Origin of the sequence: Bradyrhizobium sp. U87765 SZCCT0048 (genome assembly GCF_018131225.1) — a bacterium.
In the GTDB taxonomy this organism is placed as follows: Bacteria; Pseudomonadota; Alphaproteobacteria; order Rhizobiales; family Xanthobacteraceae; genus Bradyrhizobium_A.
In genome coordinates, this window is record NZ_JAFCMM010000001.1 from 1,554,463 (window position 1) to 1,577,364 (window position 22,902).

Here is a 22,902-nt window from a genome sequence, read left to right on the forward strand (position 1 = left end):
CGTGCTCAGGCGCGCCGCAATTCCTGCAGCACCTGCTCGGCGACGTCGACGCGCACGGTGCCCTTCGCCACCAGCGCCCGCGCCACCTTGTCGATCTCCTCGCCGACCGCGCCGGCCATCATCGCGATGTTCTGCGCGTGCAAGTCCATGTGGCCCTTTTGGATGCCCACCGTCGCCAGCGCCTTCAGGGCGGAGAAGTTCTGGGCGAGACCGACCGCGGCAATGATCCGCGCCAGCCGCTCGGCCGTGCGCACGCCGAGAATCTTCAGGCACGCCTGCGCGGTCGGGTGCAGCCGGGTGGCGCCACCGATCAGACCGACGGCCATCGGCAGTTCGATCGAGGCGCTGAGATCCCCTTCACGCGTCACTTCGTAGTGGGTCAGGCTGCTGTAGTGGCCGCCGCGCGCCGCATAGGCGTGCGCACCGGCCTCGACCGCGCGGGTGTCGTTGCCGGTCGCCAGCACCACGGCGCTGATGCCGTTCATGATGCCCTTGTTGTGGGTCGCGGCGCGATAGGGATCGGCCGCGGCAAACTGATAGGCCGAAATCATGCCGTCGCGCACGTCGGCGCCACCGATCTCGGTGAGCTTCCACACCGCGTGTGCCCGTGCCAGACGCCGGTCGGCGAGATTCGACAGGATGCGCAGATACACCCGCCCGCCGCTCCACGCCGCGATCTGCGGCGCCACCTTCTCGGCCATGGTGTTGACCGCGTTCGCCCCCATGGCGTCACGGGTATCGACGATGAGATGGGTGATCAGCATCACGCCGCCGCGGGTCTCCAGCAGGCGCACCTCGAGGTCGCGGAAGCCACCGCCAAGCTTGACCAGCACCGGATCGCAGGCGTCGCAGATCGCCTTGATGTCGTCGCGCCGCTCCAGCAGTCGCAGCCGCGCCGCGTGTGGATCAGGCACGTCGACCGCCTGCACCTGCGCGATCATCAGCGTGCCCGACAGCGAGGTCGTGAAGCCGCTGTCGTGGTTCTGTCGCGCGGCATTGCACACCGCGGCAACCACGGAGGACTCCTCCGTCGCCATCGGCACCAGCACATCCTCGCCGTCCACCTTCATGTTGGTGGCGATGCCAATCGGCACATTCATGGTCGCGATGGCGTTCTCGATCAGCTTGTCGGCGAGCGGCACCGGCAGGTTGCCCATGTCGGCGAGATGGCTCTTCGCCGCGTCGTCGAGTTCAGCGAATGCCGCGACGAGGTCGAGGCGCTCCAGCGGCGACTTGCGGTGGAAGCCGCCGATCCGCGAGCTGCGGTTGCGACCGGAAACTGTGGAATTCATCGCGCGATCCCTGGCGGTGCCGGCCGCGCCAGCGGGATCGCACGGGATCGAGGCCCGCGCCGGCTGGCGGCCATCGCGTGCATGCCGCGCTCGCTGTGGCGTGCGGCGCGTCCTCCCCCGGTCGTCCCGCATGGTCGCGGCGAACGTTTGTGATGCCCGCAACTTGAAGCGCCGATGGGTACAGTTCAAGGAACGCTTTGCACATTTATCCGAAGCCCCGTACCATCCCGATGATGGGTACAGTTAGCGCCACAGGCCGTTCCGGACAGGCCAAATCCCGTGTCGAGACGGTGATCGATACGTTTTCCGAACGCATCGAGCGCGGGCAAATGCGCGGCGGCGAGCGGCTGCCGTCGATCCGCAGCGCCGCCCAGGCATTCGGTGTCTCCAAGAACACCATGGTGGATGCCTATGAGCGCCTCGTCGCGACCGGGCTGATCGAGAGCCGCCCCGGCTCCGGCTTCTATGTCAGCCAGCGCCGCACCAAGGCGGCCGCTGTCCCGACGGCGGAGGCCGTGGACGCCGTCGACAGCGTCTGGCTGCTGCGCGAGCAGCTCGAGAAACGCTATGCCGTGCGCGTCGGCGACGGCCGGCCGCCGCCGGCCTGGACGGAAGGCTCGGAGGTCGGGCGCTACCTGCGCCCGGTCAACAAGCCCGGCCAGCGCACCATTCCCGAGAGCTATGGCAGCCCTTACGGCCTGCTGCCGCTGCGCGCTCGCCTTGCCGGGCTGCTCGCGGAACGCGCCATCACCGCCACGCCGGCGCAGGTGCTGATGACCCACGGCGCCAACGACGCGCTCGACATGATCGTGCGCCACTTCGTCGAACCCGGCGACGCCGTGCTGGTCGATGATCCCGGCTATTATCCGCTGTTCGGCAAGCTGCGGCTGGCGAAGGCCCGCCTCGTCGGCGTCCGGCGCCTCGCCGACGGACCAGATCCCGACGACCTCGCGGCACAGGCCGCCGCCAGCGGAGCGCGGCTGTTTTTCACCCAGTCGCTGGCGCATAATCCGACCGGCTGCTCGATCAGCCTGCCGGTGGCCTACCGCGTGATGCGGGTCGCCACCGAACACAATCTCGTCGTCGTCGACAGCGATCCATTCGCCGACGTCATGCCGGCGAGCCAGCCACGGCTCGCCGCCCTCGATGGCCTCGACCGTGTCATCCTGGTCGGCACCTTCGCCAAGACGCTGTCGGCGAGCCTGCGCTCGGGCTACATCGCCGCGCGCGCCGACATTGCCGCCGCGCTCGCCGACCTCAAGATGATCACGCGAACCAACTCGTCGGGCTATGTCGAGCAGATCGTCCACGACCTGATCGTGAGCGGCCGCTACCGCGGCCACGTCAAGCGCCTCAGCGGCCGCATCCGCGAAGCCACCCATCGCGCCCACGAGGCGCTGGCGCGGGTCGGCCTGCCATGCCTCGGCGAGCCGTCCGGCGGCTTCTACATGTGGTGCGAACTGCCGTCGCACATCGACGACGAGGAGCTTTCGCGGCAGGCGGCGGAGCGCGGCATCCTGCTCGCGCCCGGCTCGGCCTTTCATCCCGGCAGCAGCAAGGCGCGCCCCGCGATGCGGCTGAACATCGCCTACCTGCAGGACCCGCGCTTCGAGGACTTCATGCGGGAGAAGCTGCAGGCGATAGCCGTGACGGACAAGGTGCCCGCACGCAAGCCACGCCCGCAGCCCTGATCCGTCAGACCGACAGTGAGGTCGCGAGCGCGCGGAAGCGCTCGAGCTGATCGGCCTTGAGCTGGCGCTCTTCGTCGCGGCCGACGAACACCTTGAACATGATGCCGCCGTCGACGTTCAGGAACGCGACGAACGCCGAGCTCTTGTTCATGAACGGCCGCTCCACGAACGCCACGCCGCCACAGCGGGTATGACGCAGATGGCCATGCAGACCCTTGGGCTGCATCAGGTTGAAGTAGCCGCGGCCGACCTCGCCGTTGGGCAGCGGCCCGGTGAACTCGAAGATGCCGTCGTCCGTGTGCACGATCAGCGTCACCTCGCCCCATTGGGCGATGTCCTGCATCACTTGCGCGAACGCCTCGCCCGCTCCGAAGCGTGCCATGCCGTCCGGCAGCGCCTCCAGCACCGCGCGGGCGGTGACGCCGCGCTCGCGCGCGACGTCCTCGATCACCGCGCCGGCGTTGGCGGCCATGTGGGCCTTGAGATCACCCGCGGCCGTCGCCTGTCCGTCGCTCATGACGCTCACGCCGCCACGCTGGACTTGCGTTCGCTCTGGATGATCTCGAATCCCTCGAACTTGGGATGGCCGAGATAGAGGCTCTCGCCGGTCGGGTTGCCGGCGCGTGCATGGGCAACGCGGAACTCTTCCGAGCGTGTCCACGCCTCGAACGCCGCCTTGCTGGCCCACAGAGTGTGGGTCGAGTACAGGCGATGATCCTCGGCCTCGGGACCACGCAGCAGGTTGAACTCGATGAACCCCTCCATGCGGTCGAGGTAGGTCTCACGCGTTGCCCAGATCTTCTCGAATGCCTCCTCGGCGCCCTTGCGGACCTGGAAACGGTTCATGGCGATAAACATGGCTGGCTCTCCTTTGGCTCACGTCAACATATCAAAATGGCGACATCCCGTCCGTCGTGAGAACGGTAGTGTCGTCCGGGGTGAAACGGCACTGCGTTCGAAGGTCGCTTCGAACGCAGCAAGGCGAACCGCGCAACATGCACGGTTCGCCAGGATGCTCGATGGGCGTTGGAGGTCAGGCGCCACCGAAATGGATCTTCAGGCCTCCCTTGTAGGTGATGCCGGGACCCGGGCTCGAGAACAGCACGTCGTTCTGCGTGGTGCCGTCCGTGGAGGAGCCGGGAATGGCATAGGGCCGGTAGTAACGGTTGGCGATGTTGTCGACCGAGAAATTGAGCGTGATGTCCTTGGTCGGCTGATACGCCAGGTAGAGATTGACGAGATCGCCCGAGGTCGCCGGCAGATAGCCGGCCGGCACGTCGGTGTTCGCTGCGAACGACACCCACTGCGCCGATACCGTGAGCCGCCGGTCGAGGAAGCGCAAGCCCGCGGTGGTCACGACCTTCTTGGGCATGATCATCGTGGCAAGGCCGACGTTGGTCGTGTTGTTCTTGCCCTCCATCACGTTGCCCGCGACGCTCGCGAACCAGTTGCCGGCATCGTAGGCGACCTCGCCCTCGAAGCCCTGGATGCGCGCGCTGGCGATATTCTGGTACTGGTAGAACTTGCTGTAGTTGCCGAACCGCGCCCCGAGGATCGAGGGTTGCGGCGTCGAGGCGACGAGATCGATGTAGTCCTCGATATCGTTGCGGAAGACGTTGAACTTGGCACGGAAGGTATCGCTCGCCGAGAAGATGCCGTCATACTTCAGATTGACGCCGATCTCCTTGTTCTTGCCGATCTCCGGCCGCAGGTTCGGGTTCTGCTGGAAGCAGAACAGCCCGCCGCTGCCGTCCGGGCAGTTGAACAGCACGGGGCCGCCGCCGGTGGCATGCGAGCCAGCGATCAGCGTTTCGGTGATCGACGGCGCGCGATAGCCCTCCGCATAGCTCACATAAGGCGTGAAGCCGGCGAACGGCGTGATGCCGACCGTGATCTTTGGCGACACGCGGTCGCCGCTTGAACTCGTCCCGCCGCCGCTGAGCTCATAATGGTCGTAGCGCGCAGCGCTCACCACCTCGAGCCAGGTCGAGTAATTGGTCTTGAGCTGCACGAACCCGCCGGACACCGTGCGACGGCCGCTTGGCGTCGTGACGTTGGAATTGCCGCTCTTGTCGAAGGTCGTGACGTTGTCCTGGAATGCATCGACACCGTAGGTCAGCGCATTGCGCCAGTCGCCGAACGCGAACTTCGAGGTGTTGTTGACGTCGATACCGACCGTATTCAGCGCATAGCCACGCGCGTCGCCGACGCAGCCGGAGATGTTGTTGCCGGGATTGGCCAGCGAGCAGAAGCCGCCACCGCTGGTAATGCGGTTATTGTAGGTCTTGACCTGATTGTTCTCGGTGCGATTGGCGTAGAGCGTCGCGTTCCAGTCGAACAGGTCGTCGTCCGGCTTGTAGTAGCGCCAGTTGACCGTACCCGTGTAGTTCTTGACGTTGGAATCGTAGACCGACGTGCCGGCAATCGCCGCGAGCGGCGCTGCGGTGGTCGTTGGCCCGCGGTTGAACTGGCCGATGCTGTAGTTGAAGTCCTGGAATGTGCCGCCAATCTTGACCGTGTGACCGTCGGCCGGACGCGTCGTTACCTTCAGCATGCCGGCGGCAAGATCGTTGCCGGTGTTGCCGATCTCGGTGCCGCTGCCGTCCTTGTAGTTACCCTGGTTACGGTAAACGGCGCCGCCGAACACGTCGAGTGTCGGATCGACGCGCATGCCGCCGAACACCGAGCCGACGCCGCCGAAGCCGTTCGACTGCACCGTGCCGCTGAGATCGACACCCCAGCGCTCGCCGGGCCGCACGACGTCCTCGATGTCCTTGGTGCGGAACGCGACCAGACCGCCGATCGCCCCCGAGCCGTAGATGTTCGCGATTGGACCACGCACGACATCGATGCCGCCGATCAGCTCCGGATCGAGAAAGAACGAGCCGTTGGCGTTGTGGCCGGTACGCTGGTAGTTTTGCCGAGCACCGTCGACAAGCACCGCAACACGGCCGAAATCCTGCAGACCACGAACGTTGACCGCGGTCGAAGGTTCGTCGCCGCGGTCCTGCATCGTCACGCCGGGAACGGTGCGCAGCACATCGCCGACGCGCGTCGGCTGCATGCCCTGGATCTGCTCGCCGGTGACCACGCTGACCGGCGCCAGCGCATCGATCGCACGCTCCTCGGTCTTGCTCGCCGCAACGGTGATCGTATCGAGCGTCTGAACGCCTTGCGCGGCCGGCGCCTGTGCATTCGCGTTCAACGGCTGCGGAGCTGTCTGTTGCTGCACGGCGCGGCGCCTGGCGCTCTTGCGCTTGTCGAGCTGCTTCGCGTGATCCTGCGCGACGCCCTGCGCCGACGCCGCATCCTGCGCGCGACCAAACGACGCACCACCCAAACTCAGCGCCAGCACCGAGACGCCCCAGACGAGCACACGCGTGCCCCCGGCCCGATTTCGCATCTTGCCCCCAAAACCAAAACAGATTGTCGACCTGGTCGTGGCTGGCGGGCGGCCGGAAATTGCTGCGGCAGCTGGCTGGCTGACGCGCTCGAGTCGCGAGCGCTGAACCAAAGATGAATGTTCCGTAAGGCGCGCACGAAGACCGGTCAAGCAGCGCGCCCGGCAGTTTATATCGATTGTAAAATGCCGCGCTTGGAGGACGTCTTCTTCAAACCGTATATCGATGCCGATTGAGGATCGGCACGAGACGATGGATCGACACACACAGGACACCGATGCGGCGCCCCACAGCCGTCAGATCGCGCTGACAGGCAACCGCCTGGATGCACGCGATCTTTTCGTTGCGACGCGCGAGATCACCATCGCCCATGGCGACGAGACCTATCGCCTGCGCCTGACGTCCCAGAACAAGCTGATCCTGACCAAATGACAGTCCCCTTCATGCATCGCCGCACGTTCCTGCGTCCGTTCGCCGCGCTGTTTGCCGCAGGTCTCGCCGCTGCAGCACTCTGCGTGCCCCGCGCCTCCCATGCCGTCGACGCCGCCAATGCCGCCGCGGCGGCGCCGGCACGGATCGTGTCCGTCGGCGGCGCGGTCACCGAAATTCTCTATGCGCTTGGCCTCGACGATCGCATCGTCGGCGTCGATTCCACGAGCCTCTATCCGGTCGACGCGCTGCGGACCAAACCCAACGTCGGCTACATGCGCCAGTTGTCGGCGGAAGGTATCCTCGGTCTCAATCCGCAACTCATCATCGCAATCGCGGGCTCCGGTCCGAAGGAAACACTGGCGGTCGTGAACGAGGCCAGGGTTCCTGTCCTCAGCGTGCCCGAGGTCTTTTCCGAGCAGGGTATTCTCGAAAAAATCAGCTTCATCGCCGAGCGCATGAACATCGGACCACGGGGAGCCTGCCTTGGCGAGGCGGTATCCGCCGACCTCACCGCGATGCACGCGCTGCGCGACAAGATCACGGACAAGCGCCGCGTGATGTTCGTGATGTCGCTGGTTAACGGCCGCGCCATGGTCGCGGGACGGCATACCGCCGCGGATGCGATCATCGATCTCGCCGGCGGCGTCAACGCCATCAGCGAGTTTGATGGCTACAAGCCGATCAGCGAAGAAGCGATCGTCGCCGCGAAGCCCGATGTCATCCTCACCATGCAGCGCGGTGCCGACGCCGTCACGCCAGAGGCCGTGTTCGGCAACCCGGCCTTCGCCGTGACGCCCGCGGCGCAGGCGAAGTCGTTCATCGCCATGGACGGCCTCTATCTGCTCGGCTTCGGGCCGCGCACCGCCGCCGCCGCCCACGATCTCGCGGGCAAGCTCTATCCGTCGCTGTCCGCCCAGTCGCCCTGGACGTCGCGGGTCCTCAGCGCCGACTGCCGCCACTGATGACCGCCGTGGAGACCAGCCCGGTCCGGATCACCCCTGCGGTGGGCACCGGGCGCATTCGACCGCGCGCCGTGCCCGTGCTGCTGCTGCTCACGCTCGGCCTCGTCCTGGTCGGCATCGCCGCAGCCAGCATTGGCGCGGCCGGCATTCCACTCTCCCGCCTGCCCGCGGCGCTGGGCCTCGTCGCCCCCGCCGCCGACAACACCGCCCACGCCCGCGATGCCCTGGTGCTGTGGTCGATCCGCATCCCGCGCATTGTCGTCACGGCCATGGTCGGCGCGATGCTCGCCGTTGCAGGCGCCATCATGCAGGGCCTGTTCCGCAATCCGCTCGCTGATCCTGCGCTGGTCGGCGTGTCCAGCGGCGGTGCGTTCGCCGCCGCCACCGCGATCGTGATCACCGATAGCGCCTGGTACATCCGGTCGGGCCTGCCGCACTTCGATCTGCTGCCGATCGCCGCATTTGTCGGCTCGCTCGCCACCACCTCGATTCTGTACCGCATCGCCAGCCGCAACGGTCGGACATCGGTGGCGATCTTCCTGCTGTCGGGCATCGCCATCGCAGCGCTTGCCAATGCCGGGATCGGCCTTCTCGTGTTCGTCGCCGACGACCGCCAGCTGCGCGACATCACCTTCTGGATGCTCGGCTCGTTCGCCGGCTCGACCTGGTCGAAAGCGGCGTTGATCACACCGGTGATGGCAGCCGTGCTGCTGGCCAGCGTGCTGGTCGGCCGCCAGCTCGACGTGCTGGTACTCGGCGAGGCCGAGGCGTTTCACAGCGGTGTCAATGTTCAGCGCCTCAAAGCAATCTGTATCGTGCTGATCTCGGCCATGACCGGCGCTGCGGTTGCCGTTGCCGGCGTCATCGGTTTCGTCGGCATCGTCGTGCCGCACCTGCTGCGCCTTGTCGTCGGCCCCGGGCACCGCCTGCTGCTGCCGGCTTCCGCGCTGTTCGGCGCGGCACTGGTGACCGGCGCCGACACCCTCGCCCGCATCCTCGCTGCCCCCGCCGAGGTTCCGATCGGCGTGCTCACCGCGGCGATCGGCGCGCCGTTTTTCCTCGCCATCCTGCTGCGCCAACGCGCCACGGTGCTGGCATGACCGCCGTCTACGATCTGTCCGGCGTCGGGGTGCGCATTCGCAGCGCAATACTGCTCGACGCGGTCTCGCTCCGGATCACCGCGGGCGAGACGGTCGCCATCGTCGGCCCCAACGGCGCCGGCAAGTCGACGCTGATGCGCATCCTTTCCGCCGATCTCGCCGCCACCAGCGGCATGGTGATGCTGAAGGGACAGCCTATTACCTGCTATCGCGCCGAAGAGCTCGCCGCCAATCGTGCCGTGCTGTCGCAGCACGTGCAGGTCAACTTTCCTTTCACCGTCGCCGAAGTCGTGCGCATGGGCGGCGGGCGTCAGCCGCGCGCCGTCGTCGAGCCGCTGGCCGTCGCGGCGCTGGCGGAGGCCGAGCTCGACGGCTTTACCTCGCGCGAACTGCCGACCCTGTCCGGCGGTGAACAGCAGCGCGCGCACTTCGCCCGCGTGCTGGTGCAGCTGGCCTGCGGCGAAGCCAGCCACGGACCCGGCGTGCTGCTGCTCGACGAGCCGACGTCGAGCCTCGACATGCGCCACCAGATCAACCTGCTGGAATCGGCGCGGCGACGGGCGCGCCAGGGCACGGCGGTCGTCGCGGTGCTGCACGATCTCAATCTCGCTGCGCGCTTCGCCGATCGCGTCCTCGTGGTACGCCAGGGAAAGCTCGTCGCCGACGGCGCCCCCGCTGCGACGATCACCGACGACCTGCTCGGCCGGGTCTTCGAGGTCGAGGCACAGGTCGGCACGACGCCCGAAGGCCTGCCATTCGTGCTGCCGCAGCAGATGACGCAGACTCCCGCCAGCGTCACCCGCTGAACGCGTTCAGGATTCCTTGAAGCCGTATTCCGGCACGTTGCCGCTCGCGCCATAATATTTGTACGGCAGGAATTTGCCGGACATGGTGATCTTGACGCGGTCGCCCTTCGGGTTGGGCAGGCGCTCCATCACCATGTCGAAGTCGATCGCCGACATGATGCCGTCGCCATACTCTTCCTCGATCAGCGCCTTCCATGCCGGACCGTTGATCATCACCAGCTCGTAGAAGCGGTAGATCAGGGGGTCGGTCGGCGGCATCGGCGAGCCGCGCATCGGCGTCTCGTTGAGCATCGCAATCTCCGACGTCGACAGCCCGAACAGCTCGCCGGCATTCGCTGCCTGCGGCTTGGTCAGCTTCATCTGGCCGAGAATGGCACCGACGATCAGCACTTCGGAATAGCCCCCGATCTTCTCGCAGATGAATTTCCAGCTCCAGCCGTTGTCACGCTTGATATCGAGCAGCTTCTCGGTGAGATCGGATCGCTTCATGAAAGTCTCCTGTGGTCGTTGGGACCTGCTGCAAGGTGGCTCCGGCCGCACCACCACGACGACGGGCTTGCAATAGCCCGTGCTTTCGACAAACGTCGCAGGCGGAGTATCGCAGCCTCCCTCCTTGCCGGCAACGGCACGGCCACCGCGACTGCGGAGCGAAAGGACCTGCAATCATGCCTGGCGACAATATCCCTGCTGACGACACGCCGACTGACGACGCGTTCCTGCGGCGGACCTTTGAGGTCGCGGCACGCGCCCGTGCCCATGGCAATCATCCCTTCGGCGCCATTCTGGTCGATGCCTCCGGCACCGTTCTGCTCGAACAGGAGAACGGCTATTTGCCTGCGCGCGATGGTACCGCGCATGCCGAACGACTGCTTGCGACCCGTGCCTGCACGACGTTGCCGCCACAGGTGCTGGCGCGCGCCACGCTGTATTCCTCGGCCGAACCCTGCGCAATGTGCGCCGGCGCGATCTACTGGGCCGGTATCGGCCGCGTCGTCTACGGCCTCAGCGAGCATCGGCTGCGCGCGCTCACCGGCAACCATCCGGAGAATCCGACGCTCGACCTGCCGTGCCGCGATGTCTTCCGCGCGGGGCAGCGCCCGACCGAAGTGGTCGGACCGCAGCTCGAGGACGAGGCCGCGGCCCAGCACCATGGCGTGTGGTAGACGGCAGGCGACGGCACCACTGGAGATGCGCCGCCGTCTGCCGCCGCGCCGTCATTCGCTGTTCAGAACTTGACGGACACGCCGGAGTACAGCGACTTCTCGGTACAGCTCTTGTTGTTGACGCCATTGGCAAAGAAGCAGACGCCGTTGGCGGGATTGCCGTCGTCGAGACCGAACTTGTTCTCCCAGTAGCGGTAGGCGACCCAGACATCGACGAAGTGGGTGTATTTCGGTCCCCAGAACGCCTTGCTGGCATCGAAGGTCAGGCGGATCGGCTCGCTGTTGATCTCCATCTTGGTCGCGTTGGTCGCGGGGATGGTGTAGTTGCCGTAGGCGCCGGTGCCCTTGGGCCCGTAGAAGCCGGCGCGACCGCTGACCGCGAAGTACCGCAGGCTCTCCGGCAGGAAGCCGAGATCCATGTAGTAGTTGATCTCCACCGCCCAGGTCGGATGGAAGTGGGTGTTGCCGTCGGGCAGGCCGGTGAAGCCCGCCGGCACGAAGCCCGGCGTCAGGAAGGCGTTGTGATTCCACTCCTGGTAATACAGCGGCGAGACGTTGAAGAAGCCCTTGTACGGCAGGTCGAAGGCGAACTGCAGGCCGGCGACGACGTCCTTCTTGTTCGGCGCCAGGAACTGGTTCTCGGTCTCGCCGTCGGCGCCGACGATGAACGAGATGTTGCTGAGCGGGCCGACCGAGAACGCCTTGGTGTTGAAGATCTGATTCCAGCCGAAGGTGCTGCGGAACAGGCCGTAGAACTCCATGGCGCCGGCGCAGTTGTTGGCGACGCCGACGGTCGGCAGGCAGGGTGACGCCGGATCGCGGCTGTCGGACTTCAGCAGCTCGAGGTTGATGAAGTTGGTGCCGTAGGCCCAGACGTCGAAGTGAGTGAAGGCAAACACCTGCTTGGCGGTGCGATCAGCCGCGCCCGGTGACGTCGCGGTGAACTGATAGGCGTAAGTCAGGCGGTTGTCGTTGACGATGAACCATGTCAGGTCGAGCACCGACTTCGGCGCCTTGGTCGGCATATCCATATCGGCGGCGAAGGCAGAGCTCAGCGTTGCCGCGGCGAGACCCGCCGCGAGCGCGAATGATTTCCAGGACATTGAATGACCCCCAAATAAACGACAGAGGCGCGACGTGCGTGAAATCTGTCGCCGCCAGTTTGCGCAGGAGCGGCCAACCACAAAGCCCGAATGTTCTGCAGCACATGCCTCTTTCTTGTATGACGAGCCAAATACATCAGCAGACAGCTTGACGCCACGTGGTCGCCGTGACGCTGGCGAGCCTGCCGCCCGGCTTCGCTGGCGCCCAACGCCAAGGCCGGTTTTCTTGCGGCAAACTGGCGCAGGCATCGCCTGGCCAACCATGCAGCCGACGACCACAGCCTCTCGCCATCCGACCACGAGGGCTCTGCTCAAAAACAAAGCGCACACGATTTCATCGCAGCGCAATTCATGGCGAACGTCACAATTCTGCAACACTCTCCGCCCCCGGAGCACCGGCGCTCCATCCCCTGCGCCGCAATTGACATGCCGTCGGACTAAGCAGGTGATGACGCCTTTTCACCACTTACGTTGCCTGCCGATTTGTCACAGTATTGTCAGACCCTGCATTGCCAGCCCTTGCCGCGAGAGCCGTTTCCGATCGATGTCCGACGCCCCTCCCCTCCCGCCCTCCGACGGCGATGCGCCGCTGCTGCAGGCCATCGGCATCACCAAGCTCTACGGCAGTTTTGCCGCCAACGATTCCATTGATCTCGATATTCATGCCGGCCAGATTCACGCCCTGCTCGGCGAGAACGGCGCCGGCAAGTCGACCCTCGTGAAGGTGATCTACGGGCTCATCCAGCCGACGGCGGGCGAACTGCGCTGGTGCGGCCGGCGGATCGAGCTGGTCGGTCCGGCCGCCGCCCGTGCGCTTGGCATCGGCATGGTGTTTCAGCATTTCTCACTGTTCGACAACCTGACGGTTGCCGAGAACGTCGCGCTGGGCCTCTCGGGGGATGAAACGTTTCGGCAGATGTCTGCGCGGCTCGCCGAGGTGTCGCGAACCTACGGCCTGCCGCTCGATCCCGATCGCGAGGTCTGGCAGCTCTCGGTCGGCGAACGCCAGCGCATCGAGATCGTGCGGCTGTTGATGCAAAATCCGCGCTTCCTCATCCTCGACGAACCCACGGCAGTGCTGACGCCCCAGGAAGCCGATCAGCTGTTCGTCGTGCTCGAGCGCCTCAGAAGCGAAGGCCGCGCGGTGCTCTATATCAGCCACAAGCTCGACGAGGTGAAGCGGCTGTGCGACACGGCCACCATCCTCCGCGCCGGCAGAAAGGTTGCCGCCTGTAATCCGCGTGTCGAGACCGCCGCGTCCCTCGCCCGCATGATGGTCGGCAGCGACATCCGCGAGGTGAAGCCGCCTGCATCGCGCCCGGTCGGCGTGCCCCGCCTTGTCGTCAACGACCTCAGCGCCATCCCGGACGATGCGCATGGCGTCCGCCTGAACGGGATTTCTATCGAGCTCCGAGGCGGCGAGCTTCTTGGCATCGCCGGCGTCGCCGGCAATGGCCAGGACGAGCTGTTCGCCCTCCTCTCCGGTGAGCGGCGGCTGCCCGATCCCGCAACGATCGTGATCGATGGCCAGGCCGCCGGACATCTTTCGATCACCCGGCGCCGCAAGCTCGGCGCCGCCTTCGTACCCGAGGAGCGGCTGGGCCACGGTGCGGCGCCACGGATGCGGCTGTCGGAGAACGCCCTGCTCACCGGCCATGCCATCGGCACGATGGTGCGGCGCGGCTTCATCAACACCGCCGCAACGCTGTCGACCGTCGACCGCGCCACCGATACCTTCGATGTGCGCAAGGCGAGGCGCGACCCCGAGGCCGCCAGCCTGTCCGGCGGCAACCTTCAGAAATTCATCGTTGGCCGCGAAATCCTGCGCGATCCCGGTGTGCTTGTCGTCAGCCAGCCGACCTGGGGCGTCGACGCCGGCGCCGCCGCCGTGATCCGCCAGGCGCTGCTCGATCTCGCCGCGCGCGGCGCCGCTGTCATGGTGATCAGCCAGGACCTCGACGAACTGCTGGAGATCTCCGACCGTATCGCGGTGATGTTCCATGGCGGCCTGTCGGAGGCGCTCGCCACCGCTGCGACCGATCGCGAGACCATCGGCCTGCTGATGGGCGGCGCGACGCCTTACCGAAAGACGGAGGAGGCGCGCCATGCCGCTGGTGCTTGAGAAGCGCGCCGAGCGCTCGACCGCGATCGCGCTGACCTCGCCACTGATCGCGATTGCCCTGACGCTCGGCACCATGGGCGTGCTGTTCGCCCTTATCGGCAAGAACCCGCTGGCGGCCCTCTCAGCCTATTTCATCGCGCCGCTGACCGACGCCTATTCGCTGCAGGAAATTGCAGTCAAGGCTTCGCCGCTGGTGCTGATCGCGATCGGACTGGCGCTGTGCTACCTCGCCAACGCCTGGAACATCGGCGCGGAAGGCCAGTTCCTGGTCGGCGCGGTCGCCGGCAGCTGGATTGCGGTGACGACCCAGGGCACCGACGCCGGCGCCTGGGTGCTGCCGGCGATGCTCGTCTGTGCGGCCGTGGCGGGTGCACTCTACGCCCTGATCCCGGCGATCTGCCGTGTCCGCTTCGGCGCCAGCGAGATTCTCACCAGCCTCATGCTGGTCTATATCGCCGACCTGCTGCTCGACTACCTTGTGCGCGGCCCCTGGCGCGATCCCAATGGCTTCAACTTTCCGACCACCGCCGAGTTCGACGCGGTGGCGACCGTGCCGCTGCTGATCGAGGGCACCCGCCTGCATGTCGGAGTGCTGCTCACCCTCGTGGTGGTTGCCGTCGCGTTCGTGCTGCTCGGCCGTACCCTGAAGGGCTTCGAGATTCGCGTGGTCGGCGCGGCGCCACGCGCTGCCCGCTTTGGCGGCTTCAATGCCGATCGGTTGATCATCTTCACGTTCGCGGTGTCGGGAGCCCTCGCCGGCCTTGCCGGCATCATCGAGGTCGCCGGCCCTGTCGGACATCTCCAGCCCGGCATTTCGCCGGGCTACGGCTTTACCGCAATCATCGTCGCCTTCCTCGGACGTCTCAATCCGATTGGAATACTTATTGCAGGGCTTTTTCTCGCCCTGACCTTCATCGGCGGCGAACAGGCCCAGATCGCGATGAAAATTCCGCTCGACATGACCAAGGTCTTTCAGGGCATTCTGCTGTTCTACGTGCTCGCCTGCGACTCGCTGATCCTGTACCGGATCCGGTGGATCGCTCCGCAACGGACGGTGGCCGATGGCGCTCGTTGAAGCCATCATCCTCGCGGTGATCGCCGCATCGACGCCGCTGCTGCTGGCGGCGACCGGCGAGATGCTGGTCGAACGTTCCGGCGTCCTCAACCTCGGTGTCGAGGGCATGATGATCATGGGCGCAGCCTGCGGTTTCGCCGGCGCCTACCTGACCGGCTCGACGTTCATCGGCGCGCTCTGCGGCATCGCTGCGGGCATGGCGCTGTCGCTGGTGTTCGCCGCGATGGCGCTCGGCCTCGCCGTCAACCAGGTCGCCACCGGCCTTGCGCTCACCATTCTCGGCGTCGGCCTGTCCGGCCTGATCGGCGCCGGCTTCGTCGGCGAGCGCATCGTCACCGCGCCGCGGCTCAACATTGCCGGTCTTACCGACCTGCCAGTGATCGGCCGCATCCTGTTCGGCGAGGATGCCTTCGTCTATCTCTCGGTCGCGCTGATCGTCGCGGTATGGTTTTTCCTCTACCGCAGCCGCGCCGGCCTTGCGCTGCGCGCCATCGGCGACAACCATGTCTCGGCCCATGCACTCGGCTATCCGGTGCTGCGGATCCGCACCCTCGCCGTGCTGTTCGGCGGTGCGTGTGCCGGCCTCGGCGGCGCTTATCTGCCGCTTGCCTACACGCCGTTCTTCATTTCAGGGATGACGGCGGGCCGGGGCTGGATTGCCCTCGCCCTCGTTGTATTCTCGTCATGGCGGCCAGGCCGGCTGGTGATCGGCGCCTACCTGTTCGGCGCGGTCAGCATCCTGCAGTTGCACGCCCAGGGCGCGGGTATCGGCATTCCGCCTCAATTGATGTCGGCGCTGCCTTATCTGGCGACCGTGATCGTGCTGGTGCTGATTTCGCGCGCGCGCAGCGGCGGCTCGACAGCGCCGGCTGCGCTCGGCACCGTGTTCGTGCCGGATCGCTGATACCGTTTCGGGGCGCGCGGCGGGGGCCGCGCTCCGGAGCAATCTGCCTGCCCGTCGCCTGTTTGTGTGGAGAAAACCGATGCGAAAAACCCTTCTGGCTGCGGCGGCACTGGTCGCCGCCGCCGTGACCTTCCAGAGCGCCAGCGCTGCCGACAAGCTCAAGGTCGGCTTCATCTACATCGGCCCGGTCGGAGACTTCGGCTGGACCTATCAACACGAGGTCGGCCGCCAAGAGCTCGTCAAGGCGCTCGGCGACAAGATCGAGACGACGTATCTGGAGAATGTCAGCGAAGGCCCGGATTCCGAGCGCGCTATCGAACAGCTCGTCCGCGCCGGCAACAAGCTGATCTTCACCACATCGTTCGGCTATATGGACCCGACGCTGAAGGTCGCCAAGAAGTATCCGAACGTGCACTTCGAGCATGCCACCGGCTACAAGCGCGACAAGAACATGGCGACCTATTCGGGACGCTGGTATCAGGGTCGCTATATCCAGGGCCAGATCGCCGCCAAGATGTCGAAGAAGGGGGTGCTCGGCTATATCGCCTCGTTCCCCGTCCCCGAGGTCGTGTCCGGCATCAACGCCACCATCCTCGGCGCCCAGAGCATCAATCCCAATATCAAGGTCAAGATCATCTGGGCGAACTCGTGGTTCGATCCTGCCAAGGAGGCCGACGCCGCCAAGGCGCTGCTCGACCAGGGCGTCGACATCATCATGCAGCACACCGACAGCCCGGCCGCGGTCCAGATCGCCTCGGAGCGCGGTGCGCTCGCGTTTGGCCAGGACTCCGACATGATCAAGTTCGGGCCCAAGACGCAGCTCACCGCGATCATCGACAACTGGGCCCCCTACTATATCACCCGCGTCAAGGCCGAACTCGACGGCACCTGGAAGTCGGAAGATACCTGGGGCGGCCTCGAGACCAAGATGTTCGTGATGGCGCCCTACACCAACATGCCTGATGACGTGAAGAAGCTCGCCGAGGACACCGAAGCCGCCCTTACCAAGGGTACGCTGCATCCCTTCAAGTGCCCGGTGTTCGCCCAGGACGGCAAGGAGGTCGAGTGCAAGGGCGGCGACCATCTCGCCGATGGCCAGTTGCTCGGCATGAACTTCTACGTCAAAGGCATCGACGACAAGCTGCCCGGCAAGTAGCCGCAGAGGACAGCGAAAGATCCGGGCCCGGATCTCGATCCGGGCCTTTTTCTTCGTCCAATCGCGATCGTCAGGTGTAGTTCTCGCAGCAGATCAGGCCGTCATGAACCGGCATGACACGCGGCACCGCGCCGCCGGCCCCGCGCCGCAGCGCTGACGCCTGCCCGAGCGCCTCGACGACCGCCAGCATAAGCGCGATGGAGCGGCTCGCATGGCACCCCTCGGCGGCCTCGTCGAGCCAGTCCGGCAATTCACGCCGCTGCGACAGCGCACAGTGCCACTCGCCATCGTCATAAACCAGCCGCCGCAGCTTCCAGCCGGGCAACGCGCCATCGATCAGCGCCAGCGCCGCATCGGTCGCGGCTCCCGCCTCCACCAGCGCATCGAAACGCCGACGCATCGTCGGCGCCATTCCCTGCCGGGCGTCCGCTGTCGCGCCCAGCAGGCGCAGGATCTCCGCTGACATCACCGACTGACTGATCAGCCGCTCCTTCAACATCGCGAGTTGCGACGGATCGCGCAGCGCCATGTCGTTGCTGATGTGGGTCATGGCCGCCTCCTTTCGTCATCGGGACGATCAGGACACCGCCCTCCGTCTGCGAAGGTGATCCGGCGCGCGCGCGAAAGCGAGACGAACGCAACGCGAAATATATAGGGATTCCATAAAGATGACGGTTGCCGGCAGCCGCCCGCCCGCTCATAGGAATAGCTGCGGCTTTATGCGGAAACCACCGAGCGGCCGGTCGTGCGACGACGCCAGAGCTCCGCAAAAACATCAACGCAAACAGATCGATAGCGCTGCAGCGGCGCTGCCCCGAGTGGGCATCCCTAACGCTGGTCTTTATGAAATTCCTATAACGTTCCGCCGCCGCTCATCTCGAAAACCTATGCCGCGGCTGCCATCCCATCATGCACATGCACGGGGAATCCGCGCGCTCCGCGCCGCGGCCAACGGTTGGCCGCCGGCCGCCGCCTCCACGTCATGCTGCAAGGAGTTTTCCATGTTGGACATCATCGTGCTGGCCCTCGGCTTCGGCTTCTTCGCCTTGTCGATCGGCTACGCCTACGCCTGCGATCGGCTCTGAGGAGAACGACCATGGTTTTCGACTACGCACTCGCAGGCCTCGTCTCCGCCGGCCTGCTCTTCTACCTGACCTACGCCTTGCTGCGGCCAGAGCGTTTCTGAAGGGCGCATTCCCATGACCATGATTGGCTGGATCCAGATCATCCTCTTTTGCGCGATCCTCGTCGCGCTGGTGCGGCCGCTCGGCGGCTACATGACCCGTGTGTTCAACGGCGAGCGTACATTCCTCTCGCCGGTTCTGCGCCCCGTCGAGGCCGCCATCTACTGGCTCGGCGGCGTCGACGAGAAGCGTGAGCAGCACTGGCTGACCTACACCGTCGCCATGCTGTTCTTCCACGTCGGCGGCTTCGTCATCCTGTATGCCGTGATGCGCCTGCAGGCCGTGCTGCCGTTCAATCCCGCCGAGCAGTCGGCGGTGGCGCCCGACCTCGCCTTCAATACCGCCATCAGCTTCATCACCAATACCAACTGGCAGAACTACGGCGGTGAGAGCACGATGTCGTATCTCACCCAGATGCTTGGCCTGACGCACCAGAACTTCCTGTCTGGCGCCACCGGCATCGCCCTTGCGGTGGCCCTGATCCGCGGCTTCGTCCGCTCATCGGCCCGCACCATCGGCAACTTCTGGGTCGACGTCACCCGTACGACCCTCTACGTGCTGCTGCCGATCTGCCTCGTCTACGCGCTGTTCCTGGTGTGGCAGGGCATGCCGCAGACCCTCGGCGCCTATGTCGACGCCACGACGCTGGAAGGTGCCAAACAGACCATCGCGGTCGGGCCGGTCGCCTCGCAGGTCGCCATCAAGATGCTCGGCACCAACGGCGGCGGCTTCTTCAATGCCAACGCTGCCCACCCGTTCGAAAATCCGACCGCGCTGTCGAACTTCGTGCAGATGCTGTCGATCTTCCTGCTCGGCGCGGCGCTGACCAACGTGTTCGGCCGCATGGTCGGCAACGAGCGCCAGGGCTGGGCGATCTTCGCGGTGATGGGCGTGCTGTTCATCGTCGGCGTCGCCGTCACCTACTGGGCCGAAGCCTATGGCACCACCGGCCTGAACGCCCTCGGCCTCACCGGCGGCAACATGGAAGGCAAGGAGGTTCGCTTCGGCATCATCGGATCGGCACTGTTCGCCGTGGTGACCACCGCGGCGTCCTGCGGCGCGGTCAACGCCATGCACGACTCGCTGACGGCACTGGGCGGCATGATCCCGCTGATCAATATGCAGCTTGGCGAGATCATCATCGGCGGCGTCGGCGCAGGTCTCTACGGCATGCTGCTGTTCGTCGTGCTGGCGATCTTCGTCGCCGGCCTGATGGTCGGCCGGACACCGGAGTATGTCGGCAAGAAGATCGAGGCGCGTGAAGTCAAGATGGCCATGCTCGCCATCCTGATCCTGCCGCTGAGCTATCTCGGCTGGACCGCTGTCGCCGTGGTGCTGCCCTCGGCGGTGGCGTCGATGGCTAACGCCGGCCCGCACGGCTTCACTGAAGTGCTCTATGCCTACACTTCGGCGACCGGCAACAACGGCTCCGCCTTCGCAGGCCTGAGCGGCAACACGCTGTTCTACAACCTGACGCTGGCGAGCTCGATGTTCATCGGCCGCTTCTTCATGATCATTCCCGCCATGGCGCTCGCCGGCTCGCTGGCCGAGAAGAAGTCCCATCCGGCATCGGCGGGCACGTTCCCGACCACCGGCGGACTGTTCGTCGGCCTCGTCGTCGGCGTGATCCTGATCATCGGTGGCCTGACGTTCTTCCCGGCGCTGGCGCTGGGGCCGATCGTCGAGCACCTCGCCATGATCAACAACACCCTGTTCTGATCGAATTCTCTGGAGTGACGTTCATGGAAACGTTGAAACAGCCCAAAAAGGCCGCCGCGTCGACGATCTTCGATCCGAAGATCATGATGCCGGCCATCGGCTCCGCCTTCGCCAAACTCGATCCGCGTATGATGGTGAAGAATCCCGTGATGTTCGTGGTCGAGGTGGTCGCCGCACTCACCACGGTCATCTTCATCCGCTCGCTCATCGCTGGCAGCTCCGACCACGGCTTCGCCTTCCAGATCATCCTGTGGCTGTGGTTCACGGTACTGTTCGCGAACTTCGCCGAGGCCGTCGCCGAAGGCCGCGGCAAGGCCCAGGCGGAATCGCTGCGCAAGACCCGCACCGAAAGCAAGGCCAAGCTGCTCACCGGATCGGGCAGCGACCGCACCTTCAACATGGTGTCGGGCACCAGCCTCAAGGTCGGCGACATCGTGCTGGTGGAAGCCGGTGACAACATTCCGTCCGACGGCGAAGTGATCGAAGGCGTCGCCTCGGTCAACGAAGCCGCGATCACCGGTGAATCCGCGCCGGTGATCCGGGAATCCGGCGGCGACCGCTCGGCGGTCACCGGCGGCACCCAGGTGCTGTCCGACTGGATCAAGGTGCGGATCACCGCAGCCCAGGGTTCGACCTTCATCGACCGCATGATCAAGCTGGTCGAGGGTGCCGAGCGCCAGAAGACGCCGAACGAGATCGCGCTGAATATCCTGCTCGCCGGCCTGACCATCGTGTTCGTGTTCGCTACCGTGACCATCCCGAGCTATGCCGCCTATGCCGGCGGCCAGATCTCGGTCATCGTGCTGGTGGCACTGTTCGTGACGCTGATCCCGACCACGATCGGCGCGCTGCTGTCCGCCATCGGCATCGCCGGCATGGACCGCCTGGTGCGGTTCAACGTGCTTGCGATGTCCGGCCGCGCGGTCGAGGCTGCCGGCGACGTCGATACGCTGCTGCTCGACAAGACCGGCACCATCACGCTCGGCAACCGCCAGGCCACGTCGTTCCGCCCGGTGCGTGGCGTGACCGAGCAGGAACTGGCCGACGCCGCCCAGCTCGCCTCACTCGCCGACGAGACGCCGGAAGGCCGCTCCATCGTCGTGCTGGCCAAGGAGAAGTACGGCATCCGCAGCCGTGACATGTCCGAGCTCGGCGCGACGTTCGTGCCGTTCACGGCCCAGACGCGCATGAGCGGTGTCGACACCGGCAGTTCCTCTGTCCGTAAGGGCGCGGTCGACGCCATCCTGAAATACCTCGACGGCGGCGGTGCGCCACGTGCGGTCGCGGCCGGCTCCGGTGCCGTGCGCACGTTCCAGACCGCGGTCAATCCCGAACTCGCACGCGAGGTCCAGGCGATCTCCGACGATATCGCCAAATCCGGCGGCACGCCGCTGGCAGTGGCGCTCGACGGCCGCCTGCTCGGCGTCATCCAGCTCAAGGACATCGTCAAGGGCGGCATCCGCGAGCGTTTCGCCGAACTGCGGCGCATGGGCATCCGCACCGTCATGATCACCGGCGACAATCCGATGACCGCGGCGGCCATTGCTGCCGAGGCCGGCGTCGACGACTTCCTGGCCCAGGCGACGCCCGAGGACAAGCTCAAGCTGATCCGCGACGAGCAGGCCAAGGGCAAGCTGGTGGCCATGTGCGGCGACGGCACCAATGACGCGCCAGCGCTCGCGCAGGCCGACGTCGGTGTCGCCATGAACACTGGTACCCAAGCTGCCCGCGAGGCCGGCAACATGGTCGACCTCGACTCCAACCCGACCAAGCTGATCGAGGTGGTGGAGATCGGCAAGCAGTTGCTGATGACCCGCGGCGCGCTGACGACGTTCTCGATCGCCAACGACGTCGCCAAGTACTTCGCCATCATCCCGGCGATGTTCCTGGCGTTCTATCCCCAGCTCGGCGTGCTCAATGTGATGCAGCTCGCCAGCCCGCAGAGCGCCATCCTGTCGGCGATCATCTTCAACGCGCTGATCATCATCGCGCTGATCCCGCTTGCCCTGAAAGGCGTCGCCTATCGCCCGATCGGCGCCGGTGCGCTGCTCAAGCGCAACCTGCTGATCTACGGCCTCGGCGGCATCATCGTTCCGTTTATCGGCATCAAGGCGATCGACCTCATCGTCGCCGCGCTGCACCTCGCCTGAGGAGAACCATCATGTTGAAAGAGATCCGTCCGGCTATCGTGATCGTCGTCCTGCTGACGGCGATCACCGGCCTCGCCTATCCCCTGGTCGTCACCGGAATCGCCGGGACCATCTTCCCCTCCCAGGCGCAGGGCAGCCTGATCGAGCGCGACGGCAAGGTCGTCGGCTCGGCCCTGATCGGCCAGGAGTTCAAGGGCGAGCGGTACTTCCATGGCCGTCCGTCGGCCACCACCGCGCCCGACCCGGCCGATGCGAGCAAGACCGTGTCCGCGCCCTATAATGCCGCCAACTCCGGCGGCTCCAACCTCGGTCCGACCAGCAAGGCGCTGATCGATCGCGTCAAGGAAGACGTCGACAAGCTCAAGGCGGAGAATGCGTCCTCGCCGGTGCCTGCGGACCTCGTCACCACGTCGGCCAGCGGCCTCGATCCGAACATCTCTCCGGACGCGGCCTACTTCCAGGTGCCTCGTGTTGCGAAAGCCCGCAAAATGCCGGAGGATGCGGTGCGCAAACTTGTCACCGACCGAATCGAGGGCCGTCTCGCCGGCCTGCTCGGCGAGCCGCGGGTGAACGTGCTGGCGCTGAACCTGGCGCTCGACCGTGCCGCGGCGGGCGAGTCGCACTGAGCCGCTCCGCGTGAAG

The 22,902-nt window shown here is 65.8% G+C and carries 22 protein-coding genes; 15 read left to right on the top strand and 7 right to left on the bottom strand.

All coding sequences use genetic code 11. The annotated features are described in order from the left end of the window. Positions 1 to 5: 5 nt before the first annotated feature. On the bottom strand, positions 6 to 1,292 hold the full coding sequence (locus JQ639_RS06690; RefSeq protein ID WP_211970405.1) for a hydroxymethylglutaryl-CoA reductase, degradative: 1,287 nt from the start codon (positions 1,290 to 1,292) through the stop codon (positions 6 to 8). Between the two features lie 233 nt (positions 1,293 to 1,525). Between JQ639_RS06690 and JQ639_RS06695 the strand changes: the two genes are divergently transcribed. Then, entirely contained in the window at positions 1,526 to 2,983 is a 1,458-nt protein-coding gene (locus tag JQ639_RS06695) for an aminotransferase-like domain-containing protein (RefSeq protein WP_211970406.1), read from the top strand. Positions 2,984 to 2,987: 4 nt separating this feature from the next. On the opposite strand, the gene hutX is transcribed toward JQ639_RS06695, so the two are convergent. The 3 genes from hutX to JQ639_RS06710 all read right to left on the bottom strand — a co-directional run bounded on the left by hutX (position 2,988) and on the right by JQ639_RS06710 (position 6,386). Next, positions 2,988 to 3,500 (bottom strand): heme utilization cystosolic carrier protein HutX, encoded by a 513-nt coding sequence (hutX, locus tag JQ639_RS06700; RefSeq protein WP_211970407.1) that lies wholly within the window; start codon positions 3,498 to 3,500, stop codon positions 2,988 to 2,990. Between the two features lie 5 nt (positions 3,501 to 3,505). Continuing rightward, positions 3,506 to 3,841 (bottom strand): heme-degrading protein HmuQ, encoded by a 336-nt coding sequence (gene hmuQ, locus JQ639_RS06705; RefSeq protein ID WP_211970408.1) that lies wholly within the window; start codon positions 3,839 to 3,841, stop codon positions 3,506 to 3,508. A 175-nt stretch (positions 3,842 to 4,016) separates the two neighbouring features. Continuing rightward, positions 4,017 to 6,386: a TonB-dependent hemoglobin/transferrin/lactoferrin family receptor gene (locus JQ639_RS06710; RefSeq protein WP_211970409.1), complete on the bottom strand. Its 2,370-nt coding sequence runs from the start codon at positions 6,384 to 6,386 to the stop codon at positions 4,017 to 4,019. Positions 6,387 to 6,636: 250 nt separating this feature from the next. Between JQ639_RS06710 and hemP the strand changes: the two genes are divergently transcribed. Genes hemP through JQ639_RS06730 form a run of 4 tightly spaced genes read left to right on the top strand, consistent with a single transcriptional unit; the run spans position 6,637 to position 9,684 of the window. Further along, on the top strand, positions 6,637 to 6,816 hold the full coding sequence (gene hemP, locus JQ639_RS06715; protein WP_249123674.1) for a hemin uptake protein HemP: 180 nt from the start codon (positions 6,637 to 6,639) through the stop codon (positions 6,814 to 6,816). Then, on the top strand, positions 6,813 to 7,778 hold the full coding sequence (locus JQ639_RS06720; RefSeq protein ID WP_249123675.1) for a heme/hemin ABC transporter substrate-binding protein: 966 nt from the start codon (positions 6,813 to 6,815) through the stop codon (positions 7,776 to 7,778). The genes hemP and JQ639_RS06720 overlap by 4 nt, the downstream gene beginning before the upstream one ends. Next, positions 7,778 to 8,878 (top strand): FecCD family ABC transporter permease, encoded by a 1,101-nt coding sequence (locus tag JQ639_RS06725; protein WP_211970411.1) that lies wholly within the window; start codon positions 7,778 to 7,780, stop codon positions 8,876 to 8,878. Before JQ639_RS06720 ends, JQ639_RS06725 begins: the two co-directional genes overlap by 1 nt. Continuing rightward, positions 8,875 to 9,684 carry a heme ABC transporter ATP-binding protein gene (locus JQ639_RS06730; RefSeq protein ID WP_211970412.1) on the top strand — a complete coding sequence of 270 codons (810 nt, stop codon included), beginning with the start codon at positions 8,875 to 8,877 and terminating at the stop codon, positions 9,682 to 9,684. The genes JQ639_RS06725 and JQ639_RS06730 overlap by 4 nt, the downstream gene beginning before the upstream one ends. 6 nt (positions 9,685 to 9,690) lie before the next feature. On the opposite strand, the gene cynS is transcribed toward JQ639_RS06730, so the two are convergent. Continuing rightward, entirely contained in the window at positions 9,691 to 10,173 is a 483-nt protein-coding gene (cynS, locus tag JQ639_RS06735) for a cyanase (protein WP_211970413.1), read from the bottom strand. A gap of 176 nt (positions 10,174 to 10,349) precedes the next feature. Here cynS and JQ639_RS06740 point away from each other — a divergent pair, with 176 nt between their 5' ends. Further along, positions 10,350 to 10,847: a nucleoside deaminase gene (locus JQ639_RS06740; protein WP_211970414.1), complete on the top strand. Its 498-nt coding sequence runs from the start codon at positions 10,350 to 10,352 to the stop codon at positions 10,845 to 10,847. Between the two features lie 62 nt (positions 10,848 to 10,909). Here the strand turns inward: JQ639_RS06740 and JQ639_RS06745 are convergent, their stop codons facing one another. Beyond that, on the bottom strand, positions 10,910 to 11,950 hold the full coding sequence (locus JQ639_RS06745; RefSeq protein WP_211974955.1) for a hypothetical protein: 1,041 nt from the start codon (positions 11,948 to 11,950) through the stop codon (positions 10,910 to 10,912). 544 nt (positions 11,951 to 12,494) lie between these two features. Between JQ639_RS06745 and JQ639_RS06750 the strand changes: the two genes are divergently transcribed. The 4 genes from JQ639_RS06750 to JQ639_RS06765 all read left to right on the top strand — a co-directional run bounded on the left by JQ639_RS06750 (position 12,495) and on the right by JQ639_RS06765 (position 17,207). After that, on the top strand, positions 12,495 to 14,072 hold the full coding sequence (locus JQ639_RS06750; protein WP_211966499.1) for an ABC transporter ATP-binding protein: 1,578 nt from the start codon (positions 12,495 to 12,497) through the stop codon (positions 14,070 to 14,072). Continuing rightward, entirely contained in the window at positions 14,056 to 15,147 is a 1,092-nt protein-coding gene (locus JQ639_RS06755; protein ID WP_211965139.1) for an ABC transporter permease, read from the top strand. Before JQ639_RS06750 ends, JQ639_RS06755 begins: the two co-directional genes overlap by 17 nt. Beyond that, positions 15,134 to 16,051: an ABC transporter permease gene (locus JQ639_RS06760; RefSeq protein WP_211965141.1), complete on the top strand. Its 918-nt coding sequence runs from the start codon at positions 15,134 to 15,136 to the stop codon at positions 16,049 to 16,051. The genes JQ639_RS06755 and JQ639_RS06760 overlap by 14 nt, the downstream gene beginning before the upstream one ends. A 79-nt stretch (positions 16,052 to 16,130) precedes the next feature. Continuing rightward, positions 16,131 to 17,207 (top strand): BMP family ABC transporter substrate-binding protein, encoded by a 1,077-nt coding sequence (locus JQ639_RS06765; RefSeq protein ID WP_211965143.1) that lies wholly within the window; start codon positions 16,131 to 16,133, stop codon positions 17,205 to 17,207. A gap of 70 nt (positions 17,208 to 17,277) precedes the next feature. Here the strand turns inward: JQ639_RS06765 and JQ639_RS06770 are convergent, their stop codons facing one another. After that, on the bottom strand, positions 17,278 to 17,757 hold the full coding sequence (locus JQ639_RS06770; RefSeq protein WP_211965145.1) for a hypothetical protein: 480 nt from the start codon (positions 17,755 to 17,757) through the stop codon (positions 17,278 to 17,280). A gap of 337 nt (positions 17,758 to 18,094) precedes the next feature. Here JQ639_RS06770 and JQ639_RS06775 point away from each other — a divergent pair, with 337 nt between their 5' ends. The 5 genes from JQ639_RS06775 to JQ639_RS06795 are packed head-to-tail and all read left to right on the top strand — an operon-like array spanning position 18,095 to position 22,886. Further along, positions 18,095 to 18,292, top strand: a complete 198-nt coding sequence (locus tag JQ639_RS06775; protein WP_211965147.1) for a hypothetical protein — start codon at positions 18,095 to 18,097, stop codon at positions 18,290 to 18,292. A gap of 11 nt (positions 18,293 to 18,303) precedes the next feature. Further along, a complete protein-coding gene (locus tag JQ639_RS06780) occupies positions 18,304 to 18,393 on the top strand; it encodes a K(+)-transporting ATPase subunit F (protein ID WP_211965149.1) in 90 nt (29 codons plus the stop codon). A gap of 13 nt (positions 18,394 to 18,406) precedes the next feature. Next, entirely contained in the window at positions 18,407 to 20,110 is a 1,704-nt protein-coding gene (gene kdpA / locus JQ639_RS06785) for a potassium-transporting ATPase subunit KdpA (RefSeq protein ID WP_211965151.1), read from the top strand. A gap of 23 nt (positions 20,111 to 20,133) precedes the next feature. Then, entirely contained in the window at positions 20,134 to 22,260 is a 2,127-nt protein-coding gene (kdpB, locus tag JQ639_RS06790) for a potassium-transporting ATPase subunit KdpB (protein WP_211965153.1), read from the top strand. Between the two features lie 11 nt (positions 22,261 to 22,271). Beyond that, positions 22,272 to 22,886 carry a K(+)-transporting ATPase subunit C gene (locus tag JQ639_RS06795; protein ID WP_211965155.1) on the top strand — a complete coding sequence of 205 codons (615 nt, stop codon included), beginning with the start codon at positions 22,272 to 22,274 and terminating at the stop codon, positions 22,884 to 22,886. Positions 22,887 to 22,902: the final 16 nt, after the last annotated feature.